The sequence below is a fragment of the Luteithermobacter gelatinilyticus genome (assembly GCF_005849285.1).
Taxonomy (GTDB): domain Bacteria; phylum Pseudomonadota; class Alphaproteobacteria; order Sphingomonadales; family Emcibacteraceae; genus Luteithermobacter; species Luteithermobacter gelatinilyticus.
Map to the genome: position 1 here is coordinate 2,412,242 of NZ_CP040517.1, position 22,897 is coordinate 2,435,138.

At 54.5% G+C, this 22,897-nt stretch carries 23 protein-coding genes; 10 read left to right on the forward strand and 13 right to left on the reverse strand.

Going from position 1 to position 22,897, the window contains the following annotated elements:
• Window positions 1-124: 124 nt before the first annotated feature.
• The gene (gene megL, locus FE788_RS10840) at window positions 125-1,318 is read right to left on the reverse strand and encodes a methionine gamma-lyase (RefSeq protein WP_138380656.1); all 1,194 of its coding nucleotides are present in this window, start codon (window positions 1,316-1,318) and stop codon (window positions 125-127) included.
• 152 nt (window positions 1,319-1,470) lie between these two features.
• On the opposite strand from megL, the gene FE788_RS10845 reads away from it, so the two are divergent.
• The 4 genes from FE788_RS10845 (at window position 1,471) to nadC (ending at window position 5,829) form a co-directional block, all read left to right on the forward strand.
• Complete coding sequence (locus FE788_RS10845; RefSeq protein WP_138380657.1) at window positions 1,471-2,358, forward strand: MBL fold metallo-hydrolase; 888 nt, start codon at window positions 1,471-1,473, stop codon at window positions 2,356-2,358.
• Window positions 2,359-2,471: 113 nt separating this feature from the next.
• The gene (locus FE788_RS10850; RefSeq protein WP_138380658.1) at window positions 2,472-3,776 is read left to right on the forward strand and encodes a Y-family DNA polymerase; all 1,305 of its coding nucleotides are present in this window, start codon (window positions 2,472-2,474) and stop codon (window positions 3,774-3,776) included.
• A 150-nt stretch (window positions 3,777-3,926) separates the two neighbouring features.
• A complete protein-coding gene (nadA, locus tag FE788_RS10855; RefSeq protein ID WP_138380659.1) occupies window positions 3,927-4,958 on the forward strand; it encodes a quinolinate synthase NadA in 1,032 nt (343 codons plus the stop codon).
• A 10-nt stretch (window positions 4,959-4,968) separates the two neighbouring features.
• A complete protein-coding gene (nadC, locus tag FE788_RS10860) occupies window positions 4,969-5,829 on the forward strand; it encodes a carboxylating nicotinate-nucleotide diphosphorylase (RefSeq protein WP_138380660.1) in 861 nt (286 codons plus the stop codon).
• Here nadC and FE788_RS10865 read toward each other — a convergent pair.
• The gene (locus tag FE788_RS10865; RefSeq protein WP_168190379.1) at window positions 5,811-6,980 is read right to left on the reverse strand and encodes a phosphatase PAP2 family protein; all 1,170 of its coding nucleotides are present in this window, start codon (window positions 6,978-6,980) and stop codon (window positions 5,811-5,813) included. The two genes, nadC and FE788_RS10865, sit on opposite strands and share 19 nt — an antisense overlap.
• Window positions 6,967-8,070 carry a phosphatase PAP2 family protein gene (locus FE788_RS10870; RefSeq protein WP_138380662.1) on the reverse strand — a complete coding sequence of 368 codons (1,104 nt, stop codon included), beginning with the start codon at window positions 8,068-8,070 and terminating at the stop codon, window positions 6,967-6,969. Before FE788_RS10870 ends, FE788_RS10865 begins: the two co-directional genes overlap by 14 nt.
• A gap of 371 nt (window positions 8,071-8,441) precedes the next feature.
• Between FE788_RS10870 and FE788_RS10875 the strand changes: the two genes are divergently transcribed.
• Window positions 8,442-9,326 carry a DMT family transporter gene (locus FE788_RS10875; protein WP_138380663.1) on the forward strand — a complete coding sequence of 295 codons (885 nt, stop codon included), beginning with the start codon at window positions 8,442-8,444 and terminating at the stop codon, window positions 9,324-9,326.
• A 140-nt stretch (window positions 9,327-9,466) separates the two neighbouring features.
• On the opposite strand, the gene FE788_RS10880 is transcribed toward FE788_RS10875, so the two are convergent.
• The gene (locus FE788_RS10880) at window positions 9,467-11,050 is read right to left on the reverse strand and encodes a Rieske (2Fe-2S) protein (RefSeq protein WP_138380664.1); all 1,584 of its coding nucleotides are present in this window, start codon (window positions 11,048-11,050) and stop codon (window positions 9,467-9,469) included.
• Between the two features lie 40 nt (window positions 11,051-11,090).
• Entirely contained in the window at window positions 11,091-11,219 is a 129-nt protein-coding gene (locus FE788_RS14345; RefSeq protein WP_281277153.1) for a hypothetical protein, read from the reverse strand.
• Window positions 11,220-11,309: 90 nt separating this feature from the next.
• Here FE788_RS14345 and FE788_RS10885 point away from each other — a divergent pair, with 90 nt between their 5' ends.
• Entirely contained in the window at window positions 11,310-12,011 is a 702-nt protein-coding gene (locus FE788_RS10885; protein WP_138380665.1) for a helix-turn-helix transcriptional regulator, read from the forward strand.
• A gap of 150 nt (window positions 12,012-12,161) precedes the next feature.
• On the opposite strand, the gene FE788_RS10890 is transcribed toward FE788_RS10885, so the two are convergent.
• Together FE788_RS10890 and FE788_RS14110 are read right to left on the reverse strand one after the other, a co-directional pair.
• Window positions 12,162-12,647, reverse strand: coding sequence for a urate hydroxylase PuuD (locus FE788_RS10890; RefSeq protein ID WP_138380666.1), 486 nt, complete (start codon window positions 12,645-12,647; stop codon window positions 12,162-12,164).
• A gap of 14 nt (window positions 12,648-12,661) precedes the next feature.
• Window positions 12,662-12,811, reverse strand: coding sequence for a hypothetical protein (locus FE788_RS14110; protein WP_168190380.1), 150 nt, complete (start codon window positions 12,809-12,811; stop codon window positions 12,662-12,664).
• A 199-nt stretch (window positions 12,812-13,010) separates the two neighbouring features.
• On the opposite strand from FE788_RS14110, the gene FE788_RS10895 reads away from it, so the two are divergent.
• The gene (locus tag FE788_RS10895; RefSeq protein WP_138380667.1) at window positions 13,011-13,865 is read left to right on the forward strand and encodes a phytoene/squalene synthase family protein; all 855 of its coding nucleotides are present in this window, start codon (window positions 13,011-13,013) and stop codon (window positions 13,863-13,865) included.
• Between the two features lie 51 nt (window positions 13,866-13,916).
• On the opposite strand, the gene FE788_RS14115 is transcribed toward FE788_RS10895, so the two are convergent.
• From FE788_RS14115 to FE788_RS10910, 4 genes are all read right to left on the reverse strand, one after another.
• Entirely contained in the window at window positions 13,917-14,069 is a 153-nt protein-coding gene (locus FE788_RS14115; RefSeq protein ID WP_168190381.1) for a hypothetical protein, read from the reverse strand.
• Between the two features lie 91 nt (window positions 14,070-14,160).
• Window positions 14,161-15,513, reverse strand: a complete 1,353-nt coding sequence (trmFO, locus tag FE788_RS10900; RefSeq protein WP_138380668.1) for a methylenetetrahydrofolate--tRNA-(uracil(54)-C(5))-methyltransferase (FADH(2)-oxidizing) TrmFO — start codon at window positions 15,511-15,513, stop codon at window positions 14,161-14,163.
• 484 nt (window positions 15,514-15,997) lie between these two features.
• Window positions 15,998-17,551: a pentapeptide repeat-containing protein gene (locus tag FE788_RS10905; RefSeq protein ID WP_138380669.1), complete on the reverse strand. Its 1,554-nt coding sequence runs from the start codon at window positions 17,549-17,551 to the stop codon at window positions 15,998-16,000.
• Window positions 17,552-17,577: 26 nt separating this feature from the next.
• The gene (locus FE788_RS10910; RefSeq protein ID WP_210413913.1) at window positions 17,578-18,759 is read right to left on the reverse strand and encodes a DNA recombination protein RmuC; all 1,182 of its coding nucleotides are present in this window, start codon (window positions 18,757-18,759) and stop codon (window positions 17,578-17,580) included.
• An 82-nt stretch (window positions 18,760-18,841) separates the two neighbouring features.
• On the opposite strand from FE788_RS10910, the gene def reads away from it, so the two are divergent.
• Genes def through truA form a run of 3 tightly spaced genes read left to right on the forward strand, consistent with a single transcriptional unit; the run spans window position 18,842 to window position 21,064 of the window.
• Complete coding sequence (gene def / locus FE788_RS10915; RefSeq protein WP_138380670.1) at window positions 18,842-19,357, forward strand: peptide deformylase; 516 nt, start codon at window positions 18,842-18,844, stop codon at window positions 19,355-19,357.
• Window positions 19,358-19,388: 31 nt separating this feature from the next.
• On the forward strand, window positions 19,389-20,309 hold the full coding sequence (fmt, locus tag FE788_RS10920) for a methionyl-tRNA formyltransferase (protein WP_138381373.1): 921 nt from the start codon (window positions 19,389-19,391) through the stop codon (window positions 20,307-20,309).
• Entirely contained in the window at window positions 20,306-21,064 is a 759-nt protein-coding gene (truA, locus tag FE788_RS10925) for a tRNA pseudouridine(38-40) synthase TruA (protein ID WP_138380671.1), read from the forward strand. Before fmt ends, truA begins: the two co-directional genes overlap by 4 nt.
• A gap of 30 nt (window positions 21,065-21,094) precedes the next feature.
• Here the strand turns inward: truA and FE788_RS10930 are convergent, their stop codons facing one another.
• A complete protein-coding gene (locus FE788_RS10930) occupies window positions 21,095-21,706 on the reverse strand; it encodes a hypothetical protein (protein WP_138380672.1) in 612 nt (203 codons plus the stop codon).
• A 32-nt stretch (window positions 21,707-21,738) separates the two neighbouring features.
• The gene (gene dapE / locus FE788_RS10935; RefSeq protein WP_138381374.1) at window positions 21,739-22,887 is read right to left on the reverse strand and encodes a succinyl-diaminopimelate desuccinylase; all 1,149 of its coding nucleotides are present in this window, start codon (window positions 22,885-22,887) and stop codon (window positions 21,739-21,741) included.
• Window positions 22,888-22,897 lie beyond the last annotated feature (10 nt).

A 22,897-nucleotide genomic window follows, 5' to 3' on the forward strand; every position in this document is an offset into this window, starting at 1 on the left:
CACCATAAATCGTGGAATCAAAAGCCATAGAGGAATTGTGGCACAGACACAATAATTTTGTCAGTAGCCCAAAAGGTATAACCCCAAAAGATATAATAATACCGGTCTTTTTCCGTTTGCTCTCTTATACTCGATCCAGGGCGCGGGAAATATCCTCCAGAATATCCTCCGCCGTTTCCAGCCCGGCGGACAAACGCACCAGGCCGTCAGTAATGCCGTATAGCGCCCGTTCCTCGGGGCTATAGGGCGAATGGGTCATGCTGGCCGGATGCTGCACCAGGGTTTCCGCATCCCCCAAGCTAACGGCAATCCGGCACAGGGCCAGATTATTGAGGAAGGCGAGCCCCGCCTCCATACCGCCTTTCAGTTCACAGGCGATCATGCCCCCGGGCCGGCGCATCTGTTTGCAAGCGATATCATATCCTGCAAAGGACTTGAGTCCCGGATAATAAACCGTTTCCACCTTGGGATGCTCCGCGAGCAGCACGGCGATTTTTTCCGCCGTTTCCGAATGACGTTCCATGCGCAGCTCCAGGGTCTTCAGGCCCCGGGTAATCAAAAAGGCATTCATGGGAGAGAGCACCGCCCCGGTCATGTCTTTCAGGCCCACAAGACGGATTTCATCCAGGGTTTCCCGATCTCCCATAATCGCGCCGGCCATGAGATCCCCGTGGCCGCCCAGATATTTGGTTGCGGAATGCACGACAACATCCGCGCCCAAGGACAGCGGTGTTTGCAGATAAGGCGTGCAATAGGTATTGTCCACAACAACCCTGGCCCCGTGCGCATGGGCAATCTCGCTGATCCGGGCAATGTCAATCAGGCGCATATTGGGATTGGCCGGCGTTTCAAAATAGACCACTTTTGTATTCTTGCCGATTTCCCGCGCCAGGTTTTCAGGGTCGGTCATGTCCACATGCCGCACATTGACCCCGAATTTGGACAGGCCATGCCGGAAGTAAGCAAAGGTGCAGCCATAGAGCGTCTTATCCACAATCAGTTCTTCCCCCGGCGCCATCAGGGTCCAGAACACCGAAGTAATGGCGCCCATGCCGGAGGCCGTCATCAGACAGGCATCCGCACCTTCGAGACCGGCGAGTTTTTGTTCCAGATGGGTGAGCGTGGGATTGCCAAGACGGGTGTAAATATATCCTTCTTCCTCGCCGGCAAACCGGGCCCCGCCCTGTTCCGCCGTATCGAATTCAAATGTGGAAGTCATGTAAATGGGCTGGGTCAGGGAGCCATACGGATCTCGGTCCGCATTTTCCAAATGTATTGCCCGCGTGGCGAAGCCTTTGTTATTATTGTTGAATGCCATGATGGCCCTCCTTTACTTTACGTCTTAACCTGCCTGCAAAGGCAAAGTGTAATAAGTCAAACGAGAACAACGCAATGGTTTGAACGTCTTTCCTGAAAATTCGATGACAGATGGATAACCATTGCCGCAACACTGAAAAAAGATTTCTTTAGATGCTGAATTTTGATAAAAATTTTTCTCCGGAATACGGCGTGGTGACTCGTCTCAGCCCGCTGGTGCGGCGAATCGTGGCGCATAACCCCTCGCCTTTTACCTTTATGGGTACCGGCACCTATATCGTGGGACAGGGAACGGTTGCGGTTATTGATCCGGGGCCGGCCATGCCGAGCCATCTTCATGCCCTTGAACAGGCACTGGAAGGCGAGGTTGTCAGTCACATTCTGATCACGCACAATCATATGGACCATTCCCCGGCCGCCCGGCCGTTCCAAAAAGTGGTTGGCGGCGGAATTTATGCCTTCGACCCGTCACAACAAACCTACAGCGACAACCATACGGAAGAAGGTCTTGATACATCCTTCCACCCGGATCATCTGCTACGGGACGGGGACGTGATCAAGGGCAACGGCTGGACCCTTGAAGTACTGCATACGCCGGGGCACCTGTCCAACCATCTGTGTTTTGCGCTCAGGGAAGAAAAGGCCCTGTTTTCCGGCGACCATGTCATGGGCTGGTCCACCACCGTGATCTCCCCGCCGGACGGCCATATGGGCGCCTATTTGCAAAGTCTGGAACGCCTGTTGGCGCGGGATGATGAAATCTATTACCCGACCCACGGCAACCCGATTCCCAACCCGCAACACTATGTGCGGGGACTGATCGCCCACCGCCAACATCGGGAAGAACAGATCTTGCAGGTCATCCGAACCGGCGCTGCCACCATCCCGGAAATGGTGGACATCATCTATGCCGACGTGCCGAGTTATCTGCATCCGGCAGCGGCACGTTCCGTGCTTGCACATCTCATTCACATGGTGGAAGACGGTCGTCTGGTGACCTCGGGCCACACCGATGAACAAGCGGTCTACCGCCTGCCCTAGAGTGAATTGAGCCAACCTAGTTGACATCCCAAATGTTCTTGATTTGTTCTACATATGGATTTATCATTTAGCTTATCGGGAATCGGAAATATTCTGTTCAAGAAAGGCTGTTCATGCGTGCGACGCTTTCTGATCTGCCCCTGCTGCGAAACATCCCTGATCATCCGCGCTGGCTGTATCTGGATCTCAACAGTTATTTCGCCAGCGTGGAACAGCATCTTCAGCCCCGCCTGCGAGGCCGGCCAGTGGCCGTGGTGCCCATCCGCGACACGGACACGACCTGCGCCATTGCCGCCAGTTACGAGGCCAAGGCGTTGGGGATCCGAACCGGTACCATGATTTATGAGGCCCGGAAAATCTGCCCTTCGCTTCAGATTGTGCCCGCCCGCCACGACCGTTATGTGGACTATCACCACCGCATTCTTGATGAAATCAACCGTCATTTACCCATCACCAGGGTCTGCTCCATTGATGAGGTAGCCTGCCGGCTTCCCCCCACGGTGCAGGCCCCGGAGGCGGCGCTGACCCTGGCCCGGAACATCAAACGGGGCATTCACGATAATGTAGGCGAAAGTCTGAAAAGCTCCATCGGCATTGGCCCCAACCGGCTTTTGGCCAAGATCGCCAGCAACCTGCAAAAACCGGACGGGCTAACGTTGCTTACTAAACGGGACCTGCCGGAAAAAATCCTGCATTTGTCTTTACGCGACTTGCCCGGCATCGGTCGCAACATGGAACGACGGCTGCACCGGGCGGGTATCACAAACCTTCAGGGGCTTTGGGACATTGCCCCCAAACAAGCCCGCAAAATCTGGGGCAGTGTGGAAGGCGAGCGGTTCTGGTACGCGCTGCATGGGGTGGATCTGGGCGAGGAGATGGAAACCACCCGCCGCAGTGTCGGTCACAGCCATGTTCTGGAACCCGCCATGCGGCCGCCGGAACGGGCCCGGCTCGTGGCCCGGCGGCTGACCACCAAAGCGGCCAGCCGGTTACGCCGCGAAGGGTATTATGCCGGTGCGCTGAGCCTGTATGCCCGCTATGAAGGTGCTGGCCGCTGGCGCAGCGATCTGAAATTTCCTGCGGCTCAGGATAATTTCACCTTTCTTAAGGCACTGAATAAACTGTGGGCCGAAATGATACGACAGGACCGTCCAAAACGCCTCAAACATGTGGCTGTGAGCCTGTTCGGGCTGACCCCGGAACAGGAGATCATGCCCGACCTGTTTGACCGGCTTCACGATCCGCTGCATACCAAACAGCAACGCCACATCCGGCTGTCCCAGGCCATGGACAAGGTCAATGCCAAATATGGACTGGACACTGTGGTCCTCGGCTCCTTACCGCAGCCCTTGGCCCGCTTTACCGGCACCAAGATTGCTTTTACCCGCATTCCCGAGCGGGAAGAGTTCCATGAATGAGCCCCAAAGCCTTTCAGTGTAACTTTCATTGTGGCTTTCCGGATGGCCGCCGCTTGCATTTCTGGTGCATTTATAGTCTTGCCAAGCTTGATTCCAGCCGCTAAACCACCATCTTTAAAGAAGATGCAGTCAAGGAACGGGGTAAAGAGCATGTCCATACCTTTAACGGCGCCCATCGCCAAGACCACCGGTATGAGCGATGACGAACTGATTGCGGAAATCAACCGTCTTCGCAAGGAAAGAAATGCCGTTATTCTGGCCCATTATTATCAGGACGGCAGAATACAGGATCTGGCGGATTTTGTCGGCGACAGCCTGGACCTGTCACGCAAGGCCGCCGCAACAGATGCGGACGTGATTGTGTTTTGCGGGGTGCGTTTTATGGCGGAAGTGGCCAAAATCCTGAGTCCCGAAAAAACCGTGATCCTGCCGGATATGGAAGCAGGCTGCTCCCTGGAAGACAGCTGCCCGCCGGAGGATTTTGCGGAATTCCGCAAAAAATACCCGGATCATCTATGCATCACCTATATCAACTGCTCTGCGGCCGTAAAGGCGCTATCGGACATTATCATCACCTCGTCCAATGCAGAATACATCATTAACCAGATTCCTGAGGATCAGCCCATCATCCTGGCGCCGGACCGGCATCTGGGTGCCTATCTGTCCCGCAAGACCGGCCGCGACATGGTGCTGTGGCCGGGAAGCTGCATTGTTCATGAACGGTTTTCCGAACAGGAACTGATCCGGTTGAAAACCGAACATCCGGACGCCCCAGTGGCAGCACACCCGGAATGCCCGGAACATATTCTGCGCCATGCGGATCATGTCGGGTCCACCTCGTCCATCCTGAAATTCGTTCTGGAAAACCAGGCGCAAAAATTCATCATCGCCACGGAACCGCATATTATCCACCAGATGCAAAAAACCGCGCCGCACAAAACCTTTATCGGCGCACCGGGCATGGATGATGATTGCAACTGCAATAACTGTCCCTTTATGGAGCTGAATACGCTGGAAAAGCTTTACATCTGCATGCGCGACATGACCCCGGAAATTCTGGTGGATGAAGAAACCCGCATCAAGGCCCTGGCCCCACTGGACAAGATGCTGGAAATGTCCCCGCCGGTACCGAAAGACCAGCGGCCGCCCCAGAACTTTCCCATGACCGGCCGGGCCTATTGACGGGGATATGATGAGCGACCTGCCCCTGTTCAAGGAAGAACTGCGCCAATTTGTCAAAAATGCGCTGGATGAAGATATCGGCCGTGGCGATATCACCACTTTGGCCACTATTCCGACGCATCTGCGCCTCAGTGCGGCCATGAACAGCCGCGAGAATCTGGTGGTGGCCGGCATGCCGCTGGCGGTGGAAATCCTCAAGACCGTTGACTCTTCATTACAGATCGAGGTGCTGGCCGGAGATGGCCTTGAAGTGACTTCTGGAAACACGCTGATGCGCCTGGAAGGCAACGCTCAGAAGATTCTGACCGCCGAACGGACAGCGCTGAATATTCTGCAACATCTGTCGGGCATCGCCACCCTCACCCGCCAGTATGTAAAAGCCATCAGCCATACCGACTGCAAGCTTCTGGACACCCGCAAAACGCTGCCACTATACCGTAAGCTGGCGAAATACGCCACCCGTCTGGGCGGCGCCATGAACCATCGTATGCGGCTGGATGATGGCGTGCTGATCAAGGACAATCACATCGCCCGGGTGGGCAGCGTCAAGGCGGCCATCGACGCGGCCAAAGCCTTTGACATCAGCGCCAGCCGGATTGGCATTACCGTGGAATGCGATACCCTCGATCAGGCCGCCGAAGCCGTGGAAGCCGGAGCTGACCGTCTGCTGCTGGACAATATGACGCTGGATCAGTTACGCGAGGCTGTCTCACGCTACAAGGGACAGGTGGAACTGGAGGCTTCCGGCGGGGTGACGCTTGAGACCATCAGCGCCATCGCCGAGACCGGCGTGGATTATATTTCCGTCGGGCGCATTACCCAGTCCGCCCCCGCCGTGGATATCGGTCTGGATTATCTGAGCGAATCCTGAGGCAGCGGGGTTCCGCGCCGGGTTCTGTAAGCCTGATAACGATCCACAAGCCAGCCGGAGAAACGCCACAATCCCCAAGTGCCCAACATCGACACATAGCCGTCCACCGCATAATGCCAGCCCAGATGCACCGACCCGATCTGAATGATGATCAGATAGGCCAGCATCACATAACCCAGCGGCCGGTTAAAAGCCCGACTTGAAAGAAACAGCAGCATGGCAAAGGCCACATGCATGCTGGGCATGGCGGTAATGCCGCTGCCCAGCCCCAATTCGCCGTCCGTATAATAGTCCCAGAGCAGTTTCTGGTATTCAAGCGCCGAAAGACCCATCTTTCCGTCTGCCGTGCCAATGGCGGCGGCGATTTCCTGAAGCCGGGCCATCAGCGGGGAAAAAACATCCGGCCCGTCCACAATATTGCCGTAAAAACAGGGTCCAGCCGCAGACAGTGTAATGGCCATCAACGATCCCAGAACGGACCAGGACAGAAAATAGGTCAGCAAATACTGATGATGGATCTTCCCCAAACGCCTGTGATGAACAATCATCCACAGGGTATGAAACATCAGAAACAGAAACCACAACCGGTAAAAGAAATCCAGAACCCTGGTCGACGTCACATCCCCGAACAAGGCATGCGTGATCTGCCATGGATGAACCCCGAAATGCAAAAACCGATCCGCCTGCATGAAAAATTCGTCAAGATAAAAAGGGTTTATCGCCGGCAGCAGGGTCTTGACGCTGCTGAACACCGACATAAAGAAGGAAATCATCACAAAAGGAATGAAAATGCGCACCAGCGCCGACGGATGCACCCCATATATATAAAGGTCCCGCAGCGCCCTACGGGAAAACGCATACCGGCCGTGGCGAAGGACATAACTTGCCAATTTCACGAACAATACAAATCCTAGCGAAAGCAAAAAGGGCAGTTTGTAAATTTCATAACTGACCAGATCGTTCACCCCATAGGCTGCCAACAGGATATTGACGCCCAGCACATAGGCCAGGAAAACGCCGGTCATTGGCATATAGCTCGCCAGCACTGCCGTGAGCCGTTCCGCCTGAGCAAATCCAGATTCTCTTCCGGATTTTTTCCCGGAGTCTGCCCCGACTTTTGTGCCGGACATTGTCAACTCAGCTTGCGACATGGCCTGTTCCCCGTCCGCGGCACTGGACCAGCCAGCCGGACACCCGCCACAACCCCCAGGTGCCCAACATCGACACATAGCCGTCCACCGCATAATGCCAGCCCAGATGCACCGACCCGATCTGAATGATGATCAGGAAGGCGAAGAAAAAATATCCCACATAGCGGCTGACCTCGCGGCCGGACAGGTAAAGCAGCATGGCAACGGAAACATGCATGCTGGGCATGGCGGAAATGCCGCTGCCCGCGCCGGTCGCATTATCCTGGTAATAGGCCAGCAGGTCTTTCTGGATGTCCAGAGCATAAAGCTGAAACAGGCCGCCGGTAGCCTGGCGCTGGTCATAAAAGTCCTGCAGGCGGGCCATCAATGGCGCAAACACATCCGGCCCGTCCACAAATACACCATAATAACAGGGCCCCGCCGAAGACAACATCACCGCCAGCACCGAGCCCAGCACAAACCAGCACAACAAAAACGCCAGTAAGAACTGGGCCCGTTTTGCCCCGAAAGAGACATTCACCACCTGCCATAACACATAGGAGAACATCAGGAAAAACCAGAGATTATAGAAAAAATTGATTACCCCGCTCATCAATGCGGTGCCAAATAGGGCATGGGTGATTTTCCAGGGATCAACGCCAAAATGGAGCAGGCGGTCCAGTTTCATGAAAACTTCATCCAGATAAAAAGGCTGGAGCGCCGGAATGACACTTTTCAGGGAGGAAAAAATGGAAATATAGCCGGGGAGAAACAGGAACGGCACGGCAAAGGCCAGAAGATAATCCGCATTCAGCCAACCGGCCCGGAAATCGGAAATGATGCGCCCGGCTCCTTTTTCCGAACGGTCATAGGACAGATACCGCAACAAATAGGTGGTGGTTTTGATAAAGACAATCGCCGCCAGACTGATATAAATAATCTCCACATACAGGCTGATGGTAAAATGTGCCGCCAGCCCCTGCCACCACATCACGGTCCAAATGCTTGCCGCCTGAAGAAGAAACACCGTCAGCAACACCATATGCCGATACAGGTTTTCCCGATCCAGTGCCATATGGCGGTTTAATATGTTCAAAACGGCTTCGCTCATTTTCCCTGCCCTCGAAATTCCTGTTCAAGGCTATTCCGAGGAAGTTAAAAAAAAGCAAATAAGTCTCCACTCCCTCCCCGAAAAAGCGGTAGCCTCAAACCACTTTTTCGGTGTATACAACCGCTTCGCCCCCATATTAGAATGAATTGAGCCAACCTATTCACAATTCACTCTAGAGACACTCTCATCACGGTTCACTCCAAAGGCATGACATGACCCGATCACAGGCTAGGTCGTAAACTCATAAATATGATGCAATTCTGTAGGGAAATAACGTCAAACCGGTGCGAAGAACAGGGCTTGCCAATAGCCCCGCTATTGCTGGCGCCTGTTCGCGAAGCAAAAGCGCGCGCGCAGAATGGAGCATATTTATGAGTTTACGACCTAATCTTCTGTTGACTTTGGCGGCTCTGATCTGGGGCGTGGGGTTTGTGTTCCAGAAGGAAGCCATGGCTCATATGGGCCCCTTTATGTTCAACGGGCTGCGCTTTCTGATCGGCGGCGGTGTCCTGTTGCCGCTGATTTACCTCCAGCGCCACAAAAGACAACGCTACGGCACACGCCTGTCCCGTCCCCTTCTGAGAGGCGCAGGGCTCGCCGGAACCATTATGTTCGCCGCCGCGGCCCTGCAACAATTCGGTATTGTTCATACCACCGTCACCAATACAGGATTTATTACCGGATTGTATATGATCCTGGTGCCGGTGCTGGGCTGGTTTCTCGGCCACAGATATCGCCCGGGTATCTGGGGGGCGGTGTTGATGGCCTGTGTGGGGCTTTATCTTCTTTCCGGGGCGGGGCAGGTGATGCCAGCCTACGGCGATATGCTGGTATTTGCCGGAGCCGTGTGCTGGGCCGCCCATGTGCTGACCATCGACCATCTAACCACCCAGTATGACCAGATCCTGATCGCTATGATCCAGTTTATGATTTGCGGCCTGTTAAGCTGTCTGGCCGCTTTTCTCGCAGGGGAAACCCTCCCGGTTACCTCCGCTGCCGCCTGGACATGGATTTTATTGAGCGGGATATTGGCCGTGGGGATCGCCTTTACCCTGCAGGTGGTAGGACAGGCGGTTGCACCACCGGCCCAGGCGGCCATGCTGATGAATCTGGAAGCCGTCTTTGCCGCCGCTGCCGGATATATGTTTTTCGGGGAATATCTTACCCCTCTCGCGCTGACCGGTTGTGCGCTGATGCTGGCGGGATGTGTTCTGGCGCAGCGTTATCCACCGCTGCCAGCCGGCCATCGGGCCTAGAGTGAATTGTGATGACATGGAACGGCCATTGCGGGTGGAAGCGACGCAATCCATCCCCCGTGAGACGGCACGCCCCCTTTCGGGAGTTTGCTATAACGCGTTTATCAATTCGCCCCCCCAGAGCCCGGACTCTGGGCCTATTACTCCCGGCTCGTAAAGTCCAGCGCCTGGCGCGCCGTGCGCAGGCTGTGTTTGCGCCGCACCGGATGGGCCCGGAACCGCTTCAGCGCCGCCAGGGCCTCGGCCTGCCAGGACGCGTCGGGAAAGGCCGACCGCTCTTCCTCTACCGCACAGAGGGTTTTCAGATAATGACAGGAAATGATCGGTTCCGGCAGGCCGTGATTCAAAAGGAATTCGTGAAAATCCCGCAAAAAAGCGGTAGTGTCCGGAACCCGCCAGTCCTCAAGGGACACCGTTTTATCCAGATATTTCATATTCCGGCCGGCGAAACAAGCCATCTGTAACAAGGCTGCTGGCCACAGGTCCGGTGTCTCCCGACACAGGTGACGGACCGCATTGGCGAAAGTCAGTCCATGGGTGAAATCCAGCCAGTCCACATTATCCGCCACCTTGTTGTCCGTGCGGGCCGCCAGCCTCACATCAAAATGCAACAAATTCCGAACCAGTACCTGAAACAGAATCGAAAACAGATGGGCAGGACTGTTGCCGCTGCCCCCCACTCGCGTCAGTATTCTGTTGACCGGCATGTCCTGAATCTCTTCGGGCGCAAGGTCCGTTTTCTGCCCCACGGTCCAACCCGCCAGCGCCGGACCATAAGCCCGAAATTCCGGAATAAGGTCTTCGCGGGTGGCATAGACGAGCCTTCTGACCAGAGGAAGCAGCACCACATCCAGACTGTCTTCACCAATCTCCGCCAGAAGCTGCCCGCTTTTGTAAACATAAATAGCCGCATGGCCAAAATCATTGTAATGGGCCAACGCTGCCCGGGCCAATACGGGTCTCAGTTCGGCATAGGTCATGCCTTCCCCTATGGCTCCGCGAATTCGGGCCACGGCCTCGGCTTCGTTTTCTTCCTCCACCGCTTGAAGAAACGCCTCCGCCTCAAAGGGAAGTACTTTTTCCGGATAGGGAAAGCGGCCGTAACGCAAGCTGTCCCAGGCAAAATGACTAACACATTCCAACGCCGCCACCAGCGCCGCTTCGGGGCGGTCTTCGGCTTCATATCGACGGATCAGGGAAAGCCAGTCGGCGGCCGCGGCAAAGGCGTGGGACATACCATATTCAAACCGGTCCCAGGTCCGACGGATCACCTCCGCCACCGCCGCCGAATACTCTCCGCCCGCCTTTCTGAAACGCGCCAATTCACGCCCCATGCGGGCATAGTCATAGCGATAAAAAGCCTCCTGTAGACTGTCCAGCGCTTTTTTCTGCATCTCTTCAGGGGCAGGTCCAGAGAGATCAACATAAAGATTCCCCTCCTGCCAGCGCAGCGGATAGGATCTCAGACGGTCTCCACCGACAAGGGTTTCCCCGCTCTTCAGATCAAACTTCCAGTTATGCCAGTTGCAAGTCAGGGTGCAATCCGCAGAAAGCTGCCCTTCGCTTAACGGGTATCCTTCGTGAGGACACCGGTTATTGACCGCGAAAAACCTTTCCCCCTGTTTCAGGATCAAAATCTGGCGGGAAGCGGCGCGGAATACCATCCGCCCCGTTTTCAGAAGTGGCGAAAGATCCTCAACCTTGGTCCATTGGCCGTGCGACATGTTCAGTCCTCATTTAGGCTGCCAGTATATTACCAGTATATTATCTATAATCCCACGGCCCCAGATCTTTTGGATTACGGGAAGGAAAACCGCGAATAACCCGATCCACAAGATCTCCCCACCAGCCAGAAGCGATATGTTGAAAACGATAAGAATAAGAAACAGTCATGGCTCTTCTCCTTTTCCAAAGTTTTTTCTTTACAAATCTAAATAGCATATTTTCTTTACTTTAAAAAGATTTTTCTTTAAAAAATAAACCATGAACACAAAACCCCAAAAAAACACCCCGAGAAACACCCCGAGAAACACTAGGGAGCCGGCCAAAACCAAAGACCGGATTCTGACGTATCTGAAACAGGACGGCCCGCAGGAAGCCCCGGAACTGGCGGCCCGTCTCAACATCACCGACATGGCTGTGCGTCAGCATCTTTATGAATTACAGGATCAGGAGCTGGTGGCCCCCATAACACGCCCGCGCCCCAAGGGCCGACCGGGCAAAGCCTGGTCCCTGACGGAAAAAGCCAACCGCCATTTTCCCGATAGCCATGCAGATTTTGCACTGGGCCTGATCCAGTCCATTCGCACGGCATTCGGGGAAGAGGGCATGAACCGGCTTCTGGACCTTCGCGCCGAGGAGCAGACGGCGGAATACCGCCGGCAACTGGAGAAACAGCCCACATTGAGGGAGCGACTGGACCACCTGGCCCGTATCCGCAGCCGCGAAGGATATATGGCCGAGGTGCTGCCGGCAGAAAAAGAAGGTGAATATCTGCTGGTGGAAAATCATTGCCCTGTCTGCGAGGCCGCCCGGGAATGTTCGGGCATCTGCGCCCGGGAACTTTTGGTTTTCCGCCAGGTCTTGGGCGCGGAGGTAGAAATCAAGCGGATGGAACACATTATTGAAGGCGCCCGACGTTGCGCCTATCTGGTCAGGCCGGCAAGAAATCGCCCCCCGAAGTAATCCCAAAAGGAAACCGTCATTATCTCAGACTGTTGTGATAAGGGGGAAACATTATCGCAAACTCTTGAACAAGGTGCGGGAAACTTTGTTAGCGAACTGAGGCCGGCACAAGCCGGCCTCTCTTTAAAGACGTTTTTTCAAAACGATCTGTCAAAGTCCCACACTGTTCTGCCCGGACACCATGCTGAACAGCATGGGAATGGACAACAGGGTGTTGGTGCGGGAAAACAGCATGGCCGTGCGTGCCGCCGCCGGTTTCGCCTCCGCCGGCGCCTCTACAATGCCTAAGGCCTTTTTCTGGTTCGGCCAGATCACGAACCAGACATTAAACGCCATAATCAGGCCCAGCCACATGCCGAAACCGATATCCGGACGCTGCAACACCAGGGCATCCACCAGATAGCCGTTCATCCAAGCCAGAAGCAGACCAAAAATAACCGTGCTGAGCGCCGCCCACCGGAACCAGAACAACGCTTCGGGGGCGATCACCTTGCTGATGGCCGGTTTCTGATCATCAGGGATTTTCGGCATGCTCGGGATCTGGACAAAGTTGAAATACCACAAAATGCCGATCCACATAATGCCGCTCAATACATGAAGATACCGTACAATAAACAGTCCGAATTCATGGGTCATGATACCCGCCTCCCTTATTTCATTTTATCCATACTGTTTGAAACGGCGGACCCCACATCCGCAGTGCTTCCGCTGTCAAGATAATTGGTTGCAAGTACCATGATAATGGTCAGCACAACCCCCGCGATAATCGTTAGCGGCAATGATTCCAGTATTTTGCTCATTCTTTACATCCCTATATTTTTGTCCCTGTAATTGTATCTCCGTTGCGGAAAATACTCCCTCTATCCTGTCATAAGGATTTGTTAAGGTTATCAGTTTCTTTGGAAATCGTCAAAATAAGCTTGTTGGGACCTGGCAGCACTTGTTTTGTGAGAAAATATCGGCCATGTAAGGACATTATTCAAAAAACATGAAAAGATCATGCCACGTCACAACAAACTTCGGCTCAGTTATTGCGCGGAGCAGGTTCGCCGACAGGATCACGATCGGTTCCTGACCGTACTATTTGCTCCCCAGAACCGGCGGGAGGCATTATTCGCCCTGTACGCCTTTAATCAGGAGCTGGCCAGAATCCGGGAAACTGTGTCCGAACCGATGCTCGGGGAAATCCGCCTGCAATGGTGGTACGAGGCACTCAGGGACATCTATGCCGGTCAGATCCGCCATCACGAGGTAGTCCAGGCTTTGGCCCAGGCCATCCGGGATCATGACCTGCCCCGGGAGGCGTTCGAGCAACTCATCGAGGCCCGCCGGCAAGATCTGTATGATGAAACGCTGGCAGATCTGGACAGTTTGCGGGACTATCTGAGGAAAACACCCGGCACCCTCGCCGCCCTTGCCGCCCGGATCCTTCAGGACAGTGACTCCCGGCTTCAGGCGCGCGCCGTGGAAATGGGGGAACTTTGGGGGTTGGTCGGCATTATGCGTGCCGTGCCCTATCATCTGTCCCTCAACAAACTACTGTTGCCCGAAACGATGATGAAAAAATACGGCCTGACCAAAACCGGCCTCGCAAACGCCCAAAATCAGGACAACCTGCAACGGCTCATTGCCGAGCTGTGCGGAACGGCCGAAGACCAACTGGCTGCCTTGCGCCGCCACAGGAAAACCATCCCTGCCCGGGCGCATTCGCTGTTTCTTCTGGCGTCCCTGAGCCAAAGTTATCTGAAATCCCTGCGCAAGGCCGGGCATAATCCCTTTGCCCTTGCCGAACGCGCAGACGCCCTGCCCCGACAATTCCGCCTAATCCGGGACGGCCTATTCCGCCGGTTCTAGAGTGAATTGTGAAGAGGTTGGCTCAATTCTGTTGGCGGATTGTGGCCCGCCTCACGCGGAAGACGGCGCCGGGCGATGCGGGGCATCGGGCCAGGCGTCTGACAACGTGAGCGGCCCCAAGCCACTAACCCGAAGGGCCGGGCCGGTCTGGCCCAGTTCCTGCGGGGTTTGGCCGGGTCGTACCGCCAGTATGGCCCGCGCCAAATCCCTAGCTCCTGAACCAGACCTGACCGGCAGAATGGGTCAACCTATTCAAAATTCACTCTAGAGTGAATTGAATCGATCTCATCACGATTCACTCTGCCGCCGCGAGCCACTCCTGCAATGCGGCCAAGGCCCGCCGGCTTTTGGCCGGTTTACGGTCCCGGCGCTTGATTTTCTTGCCTTCCAGCGGCGGCATGATACCGAAATTGATGTTCATGGGCTGAAAGGTTTTCTGTTCCGGCGCGCCGGGAATATGGCCGCCGGTAATGTGGTTAAGCAGCGCGCCAAGCGCCGTGGTCGGCGGCGGCGGGCTGACTGTTCTGCCCAGACGTTCGGCAGCAGCAAACCGCCCTGCCAATAATCCCATGGCGGCGCTTTCCACATATCCTTCCACCCCGGTGATCTGCCCGGCGAATCTGAGCCGCGGCATGACTTTCAGGCGCAACTGGTGATCAAGCAGTTCCGGGCTGTTGATGAATGTGTTGCGATGCAACCCGCCGAGCCGGGCAAATTCCGCATTTTCCAGCCCAGGAATGCGCCGGAAGATTTCCTTCTGGGCGCCGTATTTCAATTTGGTCTGGAACCCCACCATGTTATAGAGAGTGCCCAGCGCATTGTCCTGACGCAACTGCACCACGGCAAAAAGTGGCTCGTCACTGTGTGGATTTTTCAACCCCACCGGCTTCATGGGCCCGAACCGCAACGTGTCCCGGCCCCGTTCCGCCATCACTTCGATCGGCATACAGCCTTCAAAATAGGGGGTGTTTTTCTCCCATTCCCGGAATTCGGTCTTTTCACCTTCCAGAAGGGCATCTACAAAGGCATAATACTGGGCTTCGTTGAGCGGGCAGTTGATATAGTCGGCCCCATCCCCCTTATCATAGCGGGACTGGAACCAGGCCTTGGAAAAATCAATGCTGTCCTTATACAGAATCGGGGCAATGGCATCAAAAAACGCCAGGGATTCCTTGCCCGTAAGCGCCATGATCTCCTCGGCCAACGCCGCCGAGGTCAGCGGCCCCGTGGCAATGATCACACTGTCCCAGTCTGCTGGCGGAATGCCGCTCACTTCCTCACGCACCAGGGTAAAATCCGGTTCCGCCTCCAGGGCGCTTTGCACCTCGTGGCTGAACGCGTCCCGATCAACAGCAAGAGCGCTGCCGGCAGGCACCCGCGCCTTTTCAGCGGCGGCCATGATCAGGCTGTTGCAGCGGCGCATCTCTTCATGCAACAGACCCACGGCGTTATGTTCCGCATCGTCGGAACGGAAACTGTTGGAACAGACCAGTTCCGCCAGCCCGTCGGTCTGATGCGCATCGGTTTTCACCCGGGGGCGCATTTCATGCAGAATGACAGGAAGGCCAGCCTTCAGAATCTGCCAGGCAGCCTCTGTCCCGGCCATGCCGCCGCCGATGATATGAATGGGCTTGTGCTCTGCTGTCATCCGGTTGTCTCCTGAACCTGCGGCCCATACAGCCGCCGTCCCGATTTTGTCATACCGGCTAAATAGCACCACAAGAGGGGGAAGAAAAGAGCCTTTTCCGCGCTACGCCGCTGGCGAACAGACGACAGAACAAAAAGCGCCCCCCCCGGAAAACCGGGCAGGCGCCAAGCACATGGAGATACCTATCGGAGATACAATCGTGTAACAGAGTTCCAGAGTATTGCCGGAGTATTCTAGGAGAGCCAGAGTTCCGTAATGGCCTCAGCTTAAGGGGTTTATGGTAAATAAAGGGTTAAAAAACAAAAAATTTTAGAAAGGTTCCGGCCATAAAGAAGGCCTCTTCCGGGGATCAGGGAAGAGGCCTTGAATGGCAGAAAGGATAATGTCCAAAGCGGGAACACCATCCGTCCGTGAGAAAATGCCTGAGACCAGGCAACTTCCTTTATATTAGACAAATATTAACAAAAGATTTCTGTAGGACAACCTAATTTCTTTTTACTTTATTGCGTATTGATAACGCGATCAGAGCCAATTGGAAGGGACCAATAATCCTAAACGCCAGGTCAAGCCATTGATGAACTCCTTCAATACCTAAAGTATTGGCCGACGCCTTTAAGGTCATCAAGGAAAACCCACTGTAATATCTTTCCAGCCCATGAGAAAAATCACCGCTGATCGAGGCTGATATTAGTACATACAGGGTCAGCAAAAAGAAAAAGGCTATAATGGCCCGTACTGGTTTTGTCGCATAACCGCTAAGAAGTTTATACCAACCTATAATGCTAAAAAAATATCCTTTTACGCCAAGCCTTTTCAGCCTGTAATCCATCTCCCCGACATAAAAATCACTTGCCGCCAAGAAATCCTTATTTGCTTCCAAAACACTTCGTAAATGACGGTATTGGGTTTCGATTTCCGGATTAATATATCTTTTGAAGTTCCAGTCAGGGGTCTCTAATGCACTGACATCATCATAAATCCCATTACGCCGCAGCTTTTTTTGATACCAATTCACATCGATCAGCTTTACTTCTGAAAAGTTGGTACCCCTAATATAAGCTTTTCGGAAATCGGCACGTTGTATTGTCACCTTTTCTGGCGTTAGAAATTCTACATCTGTAAAATCAATTGGGCCGGATAGTGATGGTATAGCGTTGCCATAACCATCTCCCAATCTATTTCGTACATTTTGTATTAAATTTTTGAACCATTTCAAAAAAACATCTTTTTTTTCATTTATAGTTTTTTTGAAGCTGATCAAACAGCTTCTCCTTCTTCGAAAGAAAATCTGCCAATATCTATTTATATTATAGGATATATACTTACCAATACCATCCCGCTTTATAGAAATGGGAGATTGAGAGGAAACAACATCTTCACTCAAAGTTTCCACATTAGTAGAAAAGCTTACATCAATATCAATATCCCTAGCTCCTAAGAATTTCACAACACTATGGAACACGACGGAATTAAAATTCCCCCCATGTGAAAATGCCCCCCGTGCAATAAACGGCCCTTTAAACTCACATTCGTTAAAAACTGGCAGCATGTTAAACTTAACGCGTGTTAATTCAACAATCTGGCCAAATCTAGCCTTGGAGAATTTGGCTGCTCCACAAAAAGTCGCATCCCTTAATATACGGACAGGACAATTGAAATATGCTTCAGAAAAATCTGCATTCTTCTCAAAGGTCGTCTTGTCTTTTAATTCGAAATTATCTTCAAAAATAGCGCTCGTGAAGTCAACATCCTCTTTAAAGCTCACGTTAGATAGATCAAGCCCTTTTATGGTGGCGGCACGGGCACATATGGGAAAGTCAATTTCTATATCAGATAAAGTTATGGGGTCTCGAAGCTTGAAGCCGGTCCATTCACCATCTTTTTCTTCAATCAGTTTTTTCAAGTTAGATGAAGAAATTCCGGACTCAGAATGTCCGAGACAATAATCACGATTATTTACAGTTCGTCTTCCACAACTGTAATTCCATTCCTTGCCTTCTTTTCTATATTGGCAAACGGTCTTTTTAACATCAGACATTTTCATAACCCCCAAATCACTGTTCCTCACGCTTCATTATTCGGCTTGGTTTTCTCCAGATGTTTCTGGGCGGGGCTGAGCACGGCTTCGGGGTTTTCCCCTTCCTCCAGTTGCAATGCGCCGATTTTTTCGGCCCGGGAGGTGATTTTGCGGGTCGAGGTAGAAATTTCCGAAAGATCCTTTTCCGCCTGCCGGAAGTGACGGTTCAGGTTATCCACCCGCCCTTCCAGCCGCCCCACATCGGTCAGCAGCGTTGTCACCTCTTTCTGAATGACCCCCGCCTGTTCGCGCATACGCACATCTTTGAGCACCGCCCGTACCGTATTCAGGGTCGCCATCAAGGTGGTGGGGCTCACAATCCACACCTTGGCCCGAAAGCTTTCTTCCACCAGTTCCGGGAAATTGGCGTGCAGTTCCGCATAAACCGCCTCACTGGGCAGGAACATCAGCGCCGATTCCGCCGTCTCTCCCGGCAGGATATATTTTTCGGCAATATCCTTCACATGTTTGCGGATGGCGGTGCGGAACGCTGCCACGGCCTGCTTGGCCTGAGCCTCGGTTTCGGCCTGGCGGATCTGGTGATAACTTTCCAGTGGGAATTTGGCATCCACGACGATAGGGCCCGGCGGGTTGGGCAGCTTGATCAGACAATCGGCGCGCCGGTTGTTGGTCAATGTTTCCTGAAAGCCATAGGCGCTAGGCGGCAGAATGGTGCTGACCAGGTCATTGAGCTGAATTTCCCCGAACATGCCACGGGCCTGTTTGTTGCTCAGGATATCCTGTAACCCCACCATCTGGCCGGACAGTTCGGTAATATTCTTCTGCGCCTCGTCAATCACCGCCAGGCGGGTCTTGAGTTCGCTCAGACTTTCAGACGTGGTCTTGCGGGTATGCTCCAGACTCTCGCCCATGCGCTGGCTGACCTTGTCGAGCCTCTCTTCCAGCGTGCGCGACAGTTCCGCCTGGGTCTTGGTCGTGGCTTCGGACAGCTGGCTGAGGCGACCTTCCAGCGCCGCCTGAGATTGCATCATGCGCATCAGTGCCTCCTGGGCCCGGGCCTGGGCCTCGGCCTGTTGCTGACGCTCCGCTGCCAGGGTCTCCATCAGGGTATTGTTCCGCCGCGCCGTTAGCCACACCAACAGCAGAACAAGTGCCAAACCAAACAACACGGCCGCACCGGCCATCATATATGTCGGAGTAAAGTCCACGCCTTATTTCCTTATCTCTTGACGTTGCGGGTTTCACATATTACCTACCAGATGGAGAACATGAAACACAAGATTGGCTGCCATGGCAATATTACCGATACTCACTGTTCCGGACCCACTTTTGAAGACCGTTTCCAAACCGGTGGAACGGGTGGATGACGATCTGCGCCGACTGATGGATGACATGCTGGAAACCATGTATGACGCGCCGGGTATTGGTCTTGCCGCCATTCAAGTGGGCCACCCCCTGCGGGTGTTAGTGATCGACCTGGCCGGTGAGGACGAAGAGCCCCGCCCGATGTATTTTGTTAATCCGGAAATCTACTGGACGTCGGAAGAAATGGCTAATTATACCGAAGGCTGTCTGTCGGTTCCGGAACAATATGCAGAAATCACCCGCCCGGCCGAATGCAAGGTCAGATATCTGGATTACAATGGTGAGGAACAGGACCTGCATTGTACCGGTCTGCTGGCGACCTGTCTTCAGCATGAAATGGATCACCTGAACGGCATTCTGTTTGTGGACCATCTATCCAAACTCAAACGCGACATGATTGTCCGCAAGGTGAAAAAACTCACCCGCGAAGCCGCCCTTTAAACCACCCGGGGGAAATCCGATGACTACACGCCTGCGCCTTGCTTTCATGGGAACCCCCGATTTTTCAGTTCCTACCTTAAAAGCCCTTCTGGACGCTGGCCATGAGGTGGCCGCCGTTTATTGCCAGCCCCCACGCCCGGCGGGACGCGGGAAAAAGGAACGCCCCTCCCCCGTCCACAGCTTTGCCGAAGCTCATAACCTCCCGGTATATTGCCCCACAAGCCTGAAATCTCCGAAAGAACAGGAAAAATTCAAAGCCCTTGATCTGGATGCGGCGGTGGTGGTGGCTTATGGCCTGCTGCTGCCCAAAGCTATCCTGGAGGCGCCAAGGCTGGGCTGTATCAATATTCACGCCTCGCTGTTACCACGCTGGCGGGGGGCGGCCCCCATTCACCGGGCGATCATGGCCGGGGACAAGGAAACCGGTGTGAATATCATGCTGATGGAGGAGGGCCTCGACACCGGTCCCGTACTCCTGGAACGTCGTCTGCCCATCCACCCGCATGACACCACGGGCCTTCTGCATGACAAGCTGGCCGCGCTGGGCGCGGAAGCCATCGTGCCCGCCCTCGAAGGATTGGCCGCCGGCCGCCTCACCCCACGCCCGCAGGCCGAGGAAGGTGTCACCTATGCGCACAAGATCGACAAGGCCGAAGCGCGCATTGACTGGCGCCGCCCGGCTGAGGAACTGCGCAACCATATTCATGGCCTCAGCCCCTATCCCGGTGCCTGGACGGAAGTAAACGGCGAACGGCTGAAAATTCTCGAAGCCGAAGTGGAAGGGGGGCTCGGCGGCACCACCGGGGCCGTGATCCAGGGGCCGCTTGTGGTCGGCTGCGGTGACGGCAACGCGCTCAGAGTGCTGACGGCGCAACGGGCCGGCAAGGCCCCCATGGCGGCCGGTGACCTGCTGCGCGGGTTTCCCATCCCGCTGGGAACCATTCTCAAATGAGCGAAACCTTTCGCTATAAGCTCACTCTGGAATATGATGGCAGCAGCCTGGTAGGCTGGCAATATCAGACCAATGGCCCGTCCGTTCAGGGACTTCTGGAAGACGCCACCCGAAAATTCTGCCCCGCCTACAACCCGGCGGAAAGCCGGTATGTGGCGGCAGGACGCACCGACGCCGGCGTGCATGCCCTTGCCATGGTCGCCCATGTGGACCTGCCGCAGGAAGTCGAAGCCCGCCGGCTGTGCGAGGCGCTGAACCATTTCCTTAACCGCGGCCCGGTGGCCGTGCTTGAGGCTGAACCGGTGTCACAGGAATTTCACGCCCGCTTCTCCGCCAAAAGGCGCGCATACCGTTATCATATCATCAACCGTCGTGCGCCACTCACCCTGATGCGGCACAAAGCCTGGCACGTCAAACATCCGTTGGATACCGACGCCATGCATGAGGCCGCCCAGCAGCTCGTCGGACGTCACGACTTCACCACTTTCCGCAGCGTCCAGTGTCAGTCCCGCTCCCCTGTCAAAACGCTGGACCGGCTCGACGTCCGGCGCGAGGGGGAAAATATCTATGTGGAAACCTCGGCCCGCTCCTTTTTGCATCATCAGGTCCGCAGTATGGTCGGCTGCCTGTATTATGTGGGGCTCGGCAAATGGAGCAAGCAGGACCTGAAAGAGGCACTTGAGGCGGCGGACCGCACCCGGCTGGCCTATAACGCCCCGCCCGATGGACTGTATTTCACCGGTGTGGACTATTGAATCAATCTATGCACAATTCACTCTAAGACCCTAAAGCCCCTTGGTCATATACCCAAAATAATCCGGGCTCAGGACACGGATCAGGATCATGTCCACGGTCAGGACAAACAATTGCTGGAACAGCAACACGCCGATCGACAGCCACCCACTGATCTGCAATGAAACCTTAAAAACAAACCAGCGATAAATATAGACATAGCCGGAAACAATCATGGTCATCAGAATCCCCACATCCGGCCTCACAACCCCCGTCATAATCAGCAGATGCACCGGTACCGTGACCAGATAGGTGATCACTGTGGACCAGTTATAGGTGATAATCATTGGCGCATAATTGGCATCAATCTTCATGTAACGGGTAAAATAAATCATGATGAAAGCCGTAAGCGGAAGATGCAGCGCATAACTGATCAGGGAGGGCAACAATGTGCTCGGCAGGTCATTTAGACGTGCGGCCTCCTGTCCCACATAAAGCGACGCCAGAAACAGCGGGGCCGCCACCGCCATGGCCCAGAAGGATTTCCAAAACCCCTCGGCTGACATGTCAAAATAGGCCAGTCCCAACGGATTAAACTGGGCCAGGGCCCAGGCTCCCTTGACAGACTGGACCCATTCGGCGATCAGCGACTCTTTATGTTCCATCCCTCAAATTCTCTTTATTTTATTTATTGTCTCTAACCCGTTTCAAAAAAACGTTCTAAAATGGCGGCATAGATATCGGTTAGCTGTTCAATATCCTCCACCCTCACCCGTTCATCAATCTTGTGCATGGTCTGACTAACCAGGCCGAATTCGGATACCGGACAATAATCCTTGATGAATCGCGCATCGGAGGTGCCACCGGTGGTGCTGAGTTCGGGTTCCCGCCCCGTAACCTCCTTTACAGCCTGGGTAATCAGATCACTTAACACCCCGGGCGGCGTGAGAAAGGCATCACCGGACGCCTTCATCTCCAGCTCATATTCACCGCCCACGTCATCGCACACACTGCGGATCCAGTCCTTCAAACCGTCGATGGTCTGTTCATTGTTAAAGCGGATGTTAAAGCGGGCTGTGGCCTCGGCTGGAATCACATTGCTGGCCTCGTTCCCCACATCTATGCTAACCACTTCCAGGTTGCTGGGCTGAAAATGAGCATTGCCCTGATCCAGTTCCCGGCTGACCAGACGGTCCAGAATTCTGATCAGACGCGGAATCGGGTTATCGGCCAGATGCGGATAAGCCACATGCCCCTGGGTACCCTTGACCACCAGACGGGCATTCAGACTGCCGCGACGGCCGATTTTGGCCATTTCCCCCAGTGTCGAGGGGTTGGTGGGTTCCCCCACCAGACAATAATCCAGCTTTTCCCCCCGTTCTTCCAGCCATTTCAACATCTTGACTGTACCGTTGATGGCCGGGCCTTCCTCATCTCCGGTGATCAGGAAACTGATGGATCCTTTAAAACCTTGCGGCCGCCGGGCCAGAAAGCGGGAGGTGGCGGCGACAAAGGCCGCAATGGCCCCCTTCATATCCGCGGCCCCGCGCCCCATCAACCAGCCGTCCTTGATATGGGCTTCAAACGGTTCAACACTCCAGGCGTCTCGCGCCCCCACCGGCACCACATCCGTGTGCCCGGCAAAACAGAAATTGGGGCCGTCCTGTCCCAAACGCGCATACAGATTGTCCACATCCGGCGTGCCGTCGTCGGAAAACCGGAGGCGATGACAGACAAAACCCAGCCCCTTCAGGGCCGTTTCCAGCACATCAAGGGCGCCGGCATCCTCAGGTGTGACACTGGGACAACGGATCAGTGCCTGGGTGAATTCCACGGGATTGATAATGGTGACCAAA

Bases quoted from the DNA above. Each gene is read 5' to 3' on its own strand.
- megL (WP_138380656.1), bottom strand. From the start codon at position 1,318: ATGGCATTCAACAATAATAACAAAGGCTTCGCCACGCGGGCAATACAT.
- FE788_RS10845 (WP_138380657.1), top strand. From the start codon at position 1,471: ATGCTGAATTTTGATAAAAATTTTTCTCCGGAATACGGCGTGGTGACT.
- FE788_RS10850 (WP_138380658.1), top strand. From the start codon at position 2,472: ATGCGTGCGACGCTTTCTGATCTGCCCCTGCTGCGAAACATCCCTGAT.
- nadA (WP_138380659.1), top strand. From the start codon at position 3,927: ATGTCCATACCTTTAACGGCGCCCATCGCCAAGACCACCGGTATGAGC.
- nadC (WP_138380660.1), top strand. From the start codon at position 4,969: ATGAGCGACCTGCCCCTGTTCAAGGAAGAACTGCGCCAATTTGTCAAA.
- FE788_RS10865 (WP_168190379.1), bottom strand. From the start codon at position 6,980: ATGTCGCAAGCTGAGTTGACAATGTCCGGCACAAAAGTCGGGGCAGAC.
- FE788_RS10870 (WP_138380662.1), bottom strand. From the start codon at position 8,070: ATGAGCGAAGCCGTTTTGAACATATTAAACCGCCATATGGCACTGGAT.
- FE788_RS10875 (WP_138380663.1), top strand. From the start codon at position 8,442: ATGAGTTTACGACCTAATCTTCTGTTGACTTTGGCGGCTCTGATCTGG.
- FE788_RS10880 (WP_138380664.1), bottom strand. From the start codon at position 11,050: ATGTCGCACGGCCAATGGACCAAGGTTGAGGATCTTTCGCCACTTCTG.
- FE788_RS14345 (WP_281277153.1), bottom strand. From the start codon at position 11,219: ATGACTGTTTCTTATTCTTATCGTTTTCAACATATCGCTTCTGGCTGG.
- FE788_RS10885 (WP_138380665.1), top strand. From the start codon at position 11,310: ATGAACACAAAACCCCAAAAAAACACCCCGAGAAACACCCCGAGAAAC.
- FE788_RS10890 (WP_138380666.1), bottom strand. From the start codon at position 12,647: ATGACCCATGAATTCGGACTGTTTATTGTACGGTATCTTCATGTATTG.
- FE788_RS14110 (WP_168190380.1), bottom strand. From the start codon at position 12,811: ATGAGCAAAATACTGGAATCATTGCCGCTAACGATTATCGCGGGGGTT.
- FE788_RS10895 (WP_138380667.1), top strand. From the start codon at position 13,011: ATGCCACGTCACAACAAACTTCGGCTCAGTTATTGCGCGGAGCAGGTT.
- trmFO (WP_138380668.1), bottom strand. From the start codon at position 15,513: ATGACAGCAGAGCACAAGCCCATTCATATCATCGGCGGCGGCATGGCC.
- FE788_RS10905 (WP_138380669.1), bottom strand. From the start codon at position 17,551: ATGTCTGATGTTAAAAAGACCGTTTGCCAATATAGAAAAGAAGGCAAG.
- def (WP_138380670.1), top strand. From the start codon at position 18,842: ATGGCAATATTACCGATACTCACTGTTCCGGACCCACTTTTGAAGACC.
- truA (WP_138380671.1), top strand. From the start codon at position 20,306: ATGAGCGAAACCTTTCGCTATAAGCTCACTCTGGAATATGATGGCAGC.
- FE788_RS10930 (WP_138380672.1), bottom strand. From the start codon at position 21,706: ATGGAACATAAAGAGTCGCTGATCGCCGAATGGGTCCAGTCTGTCAAG.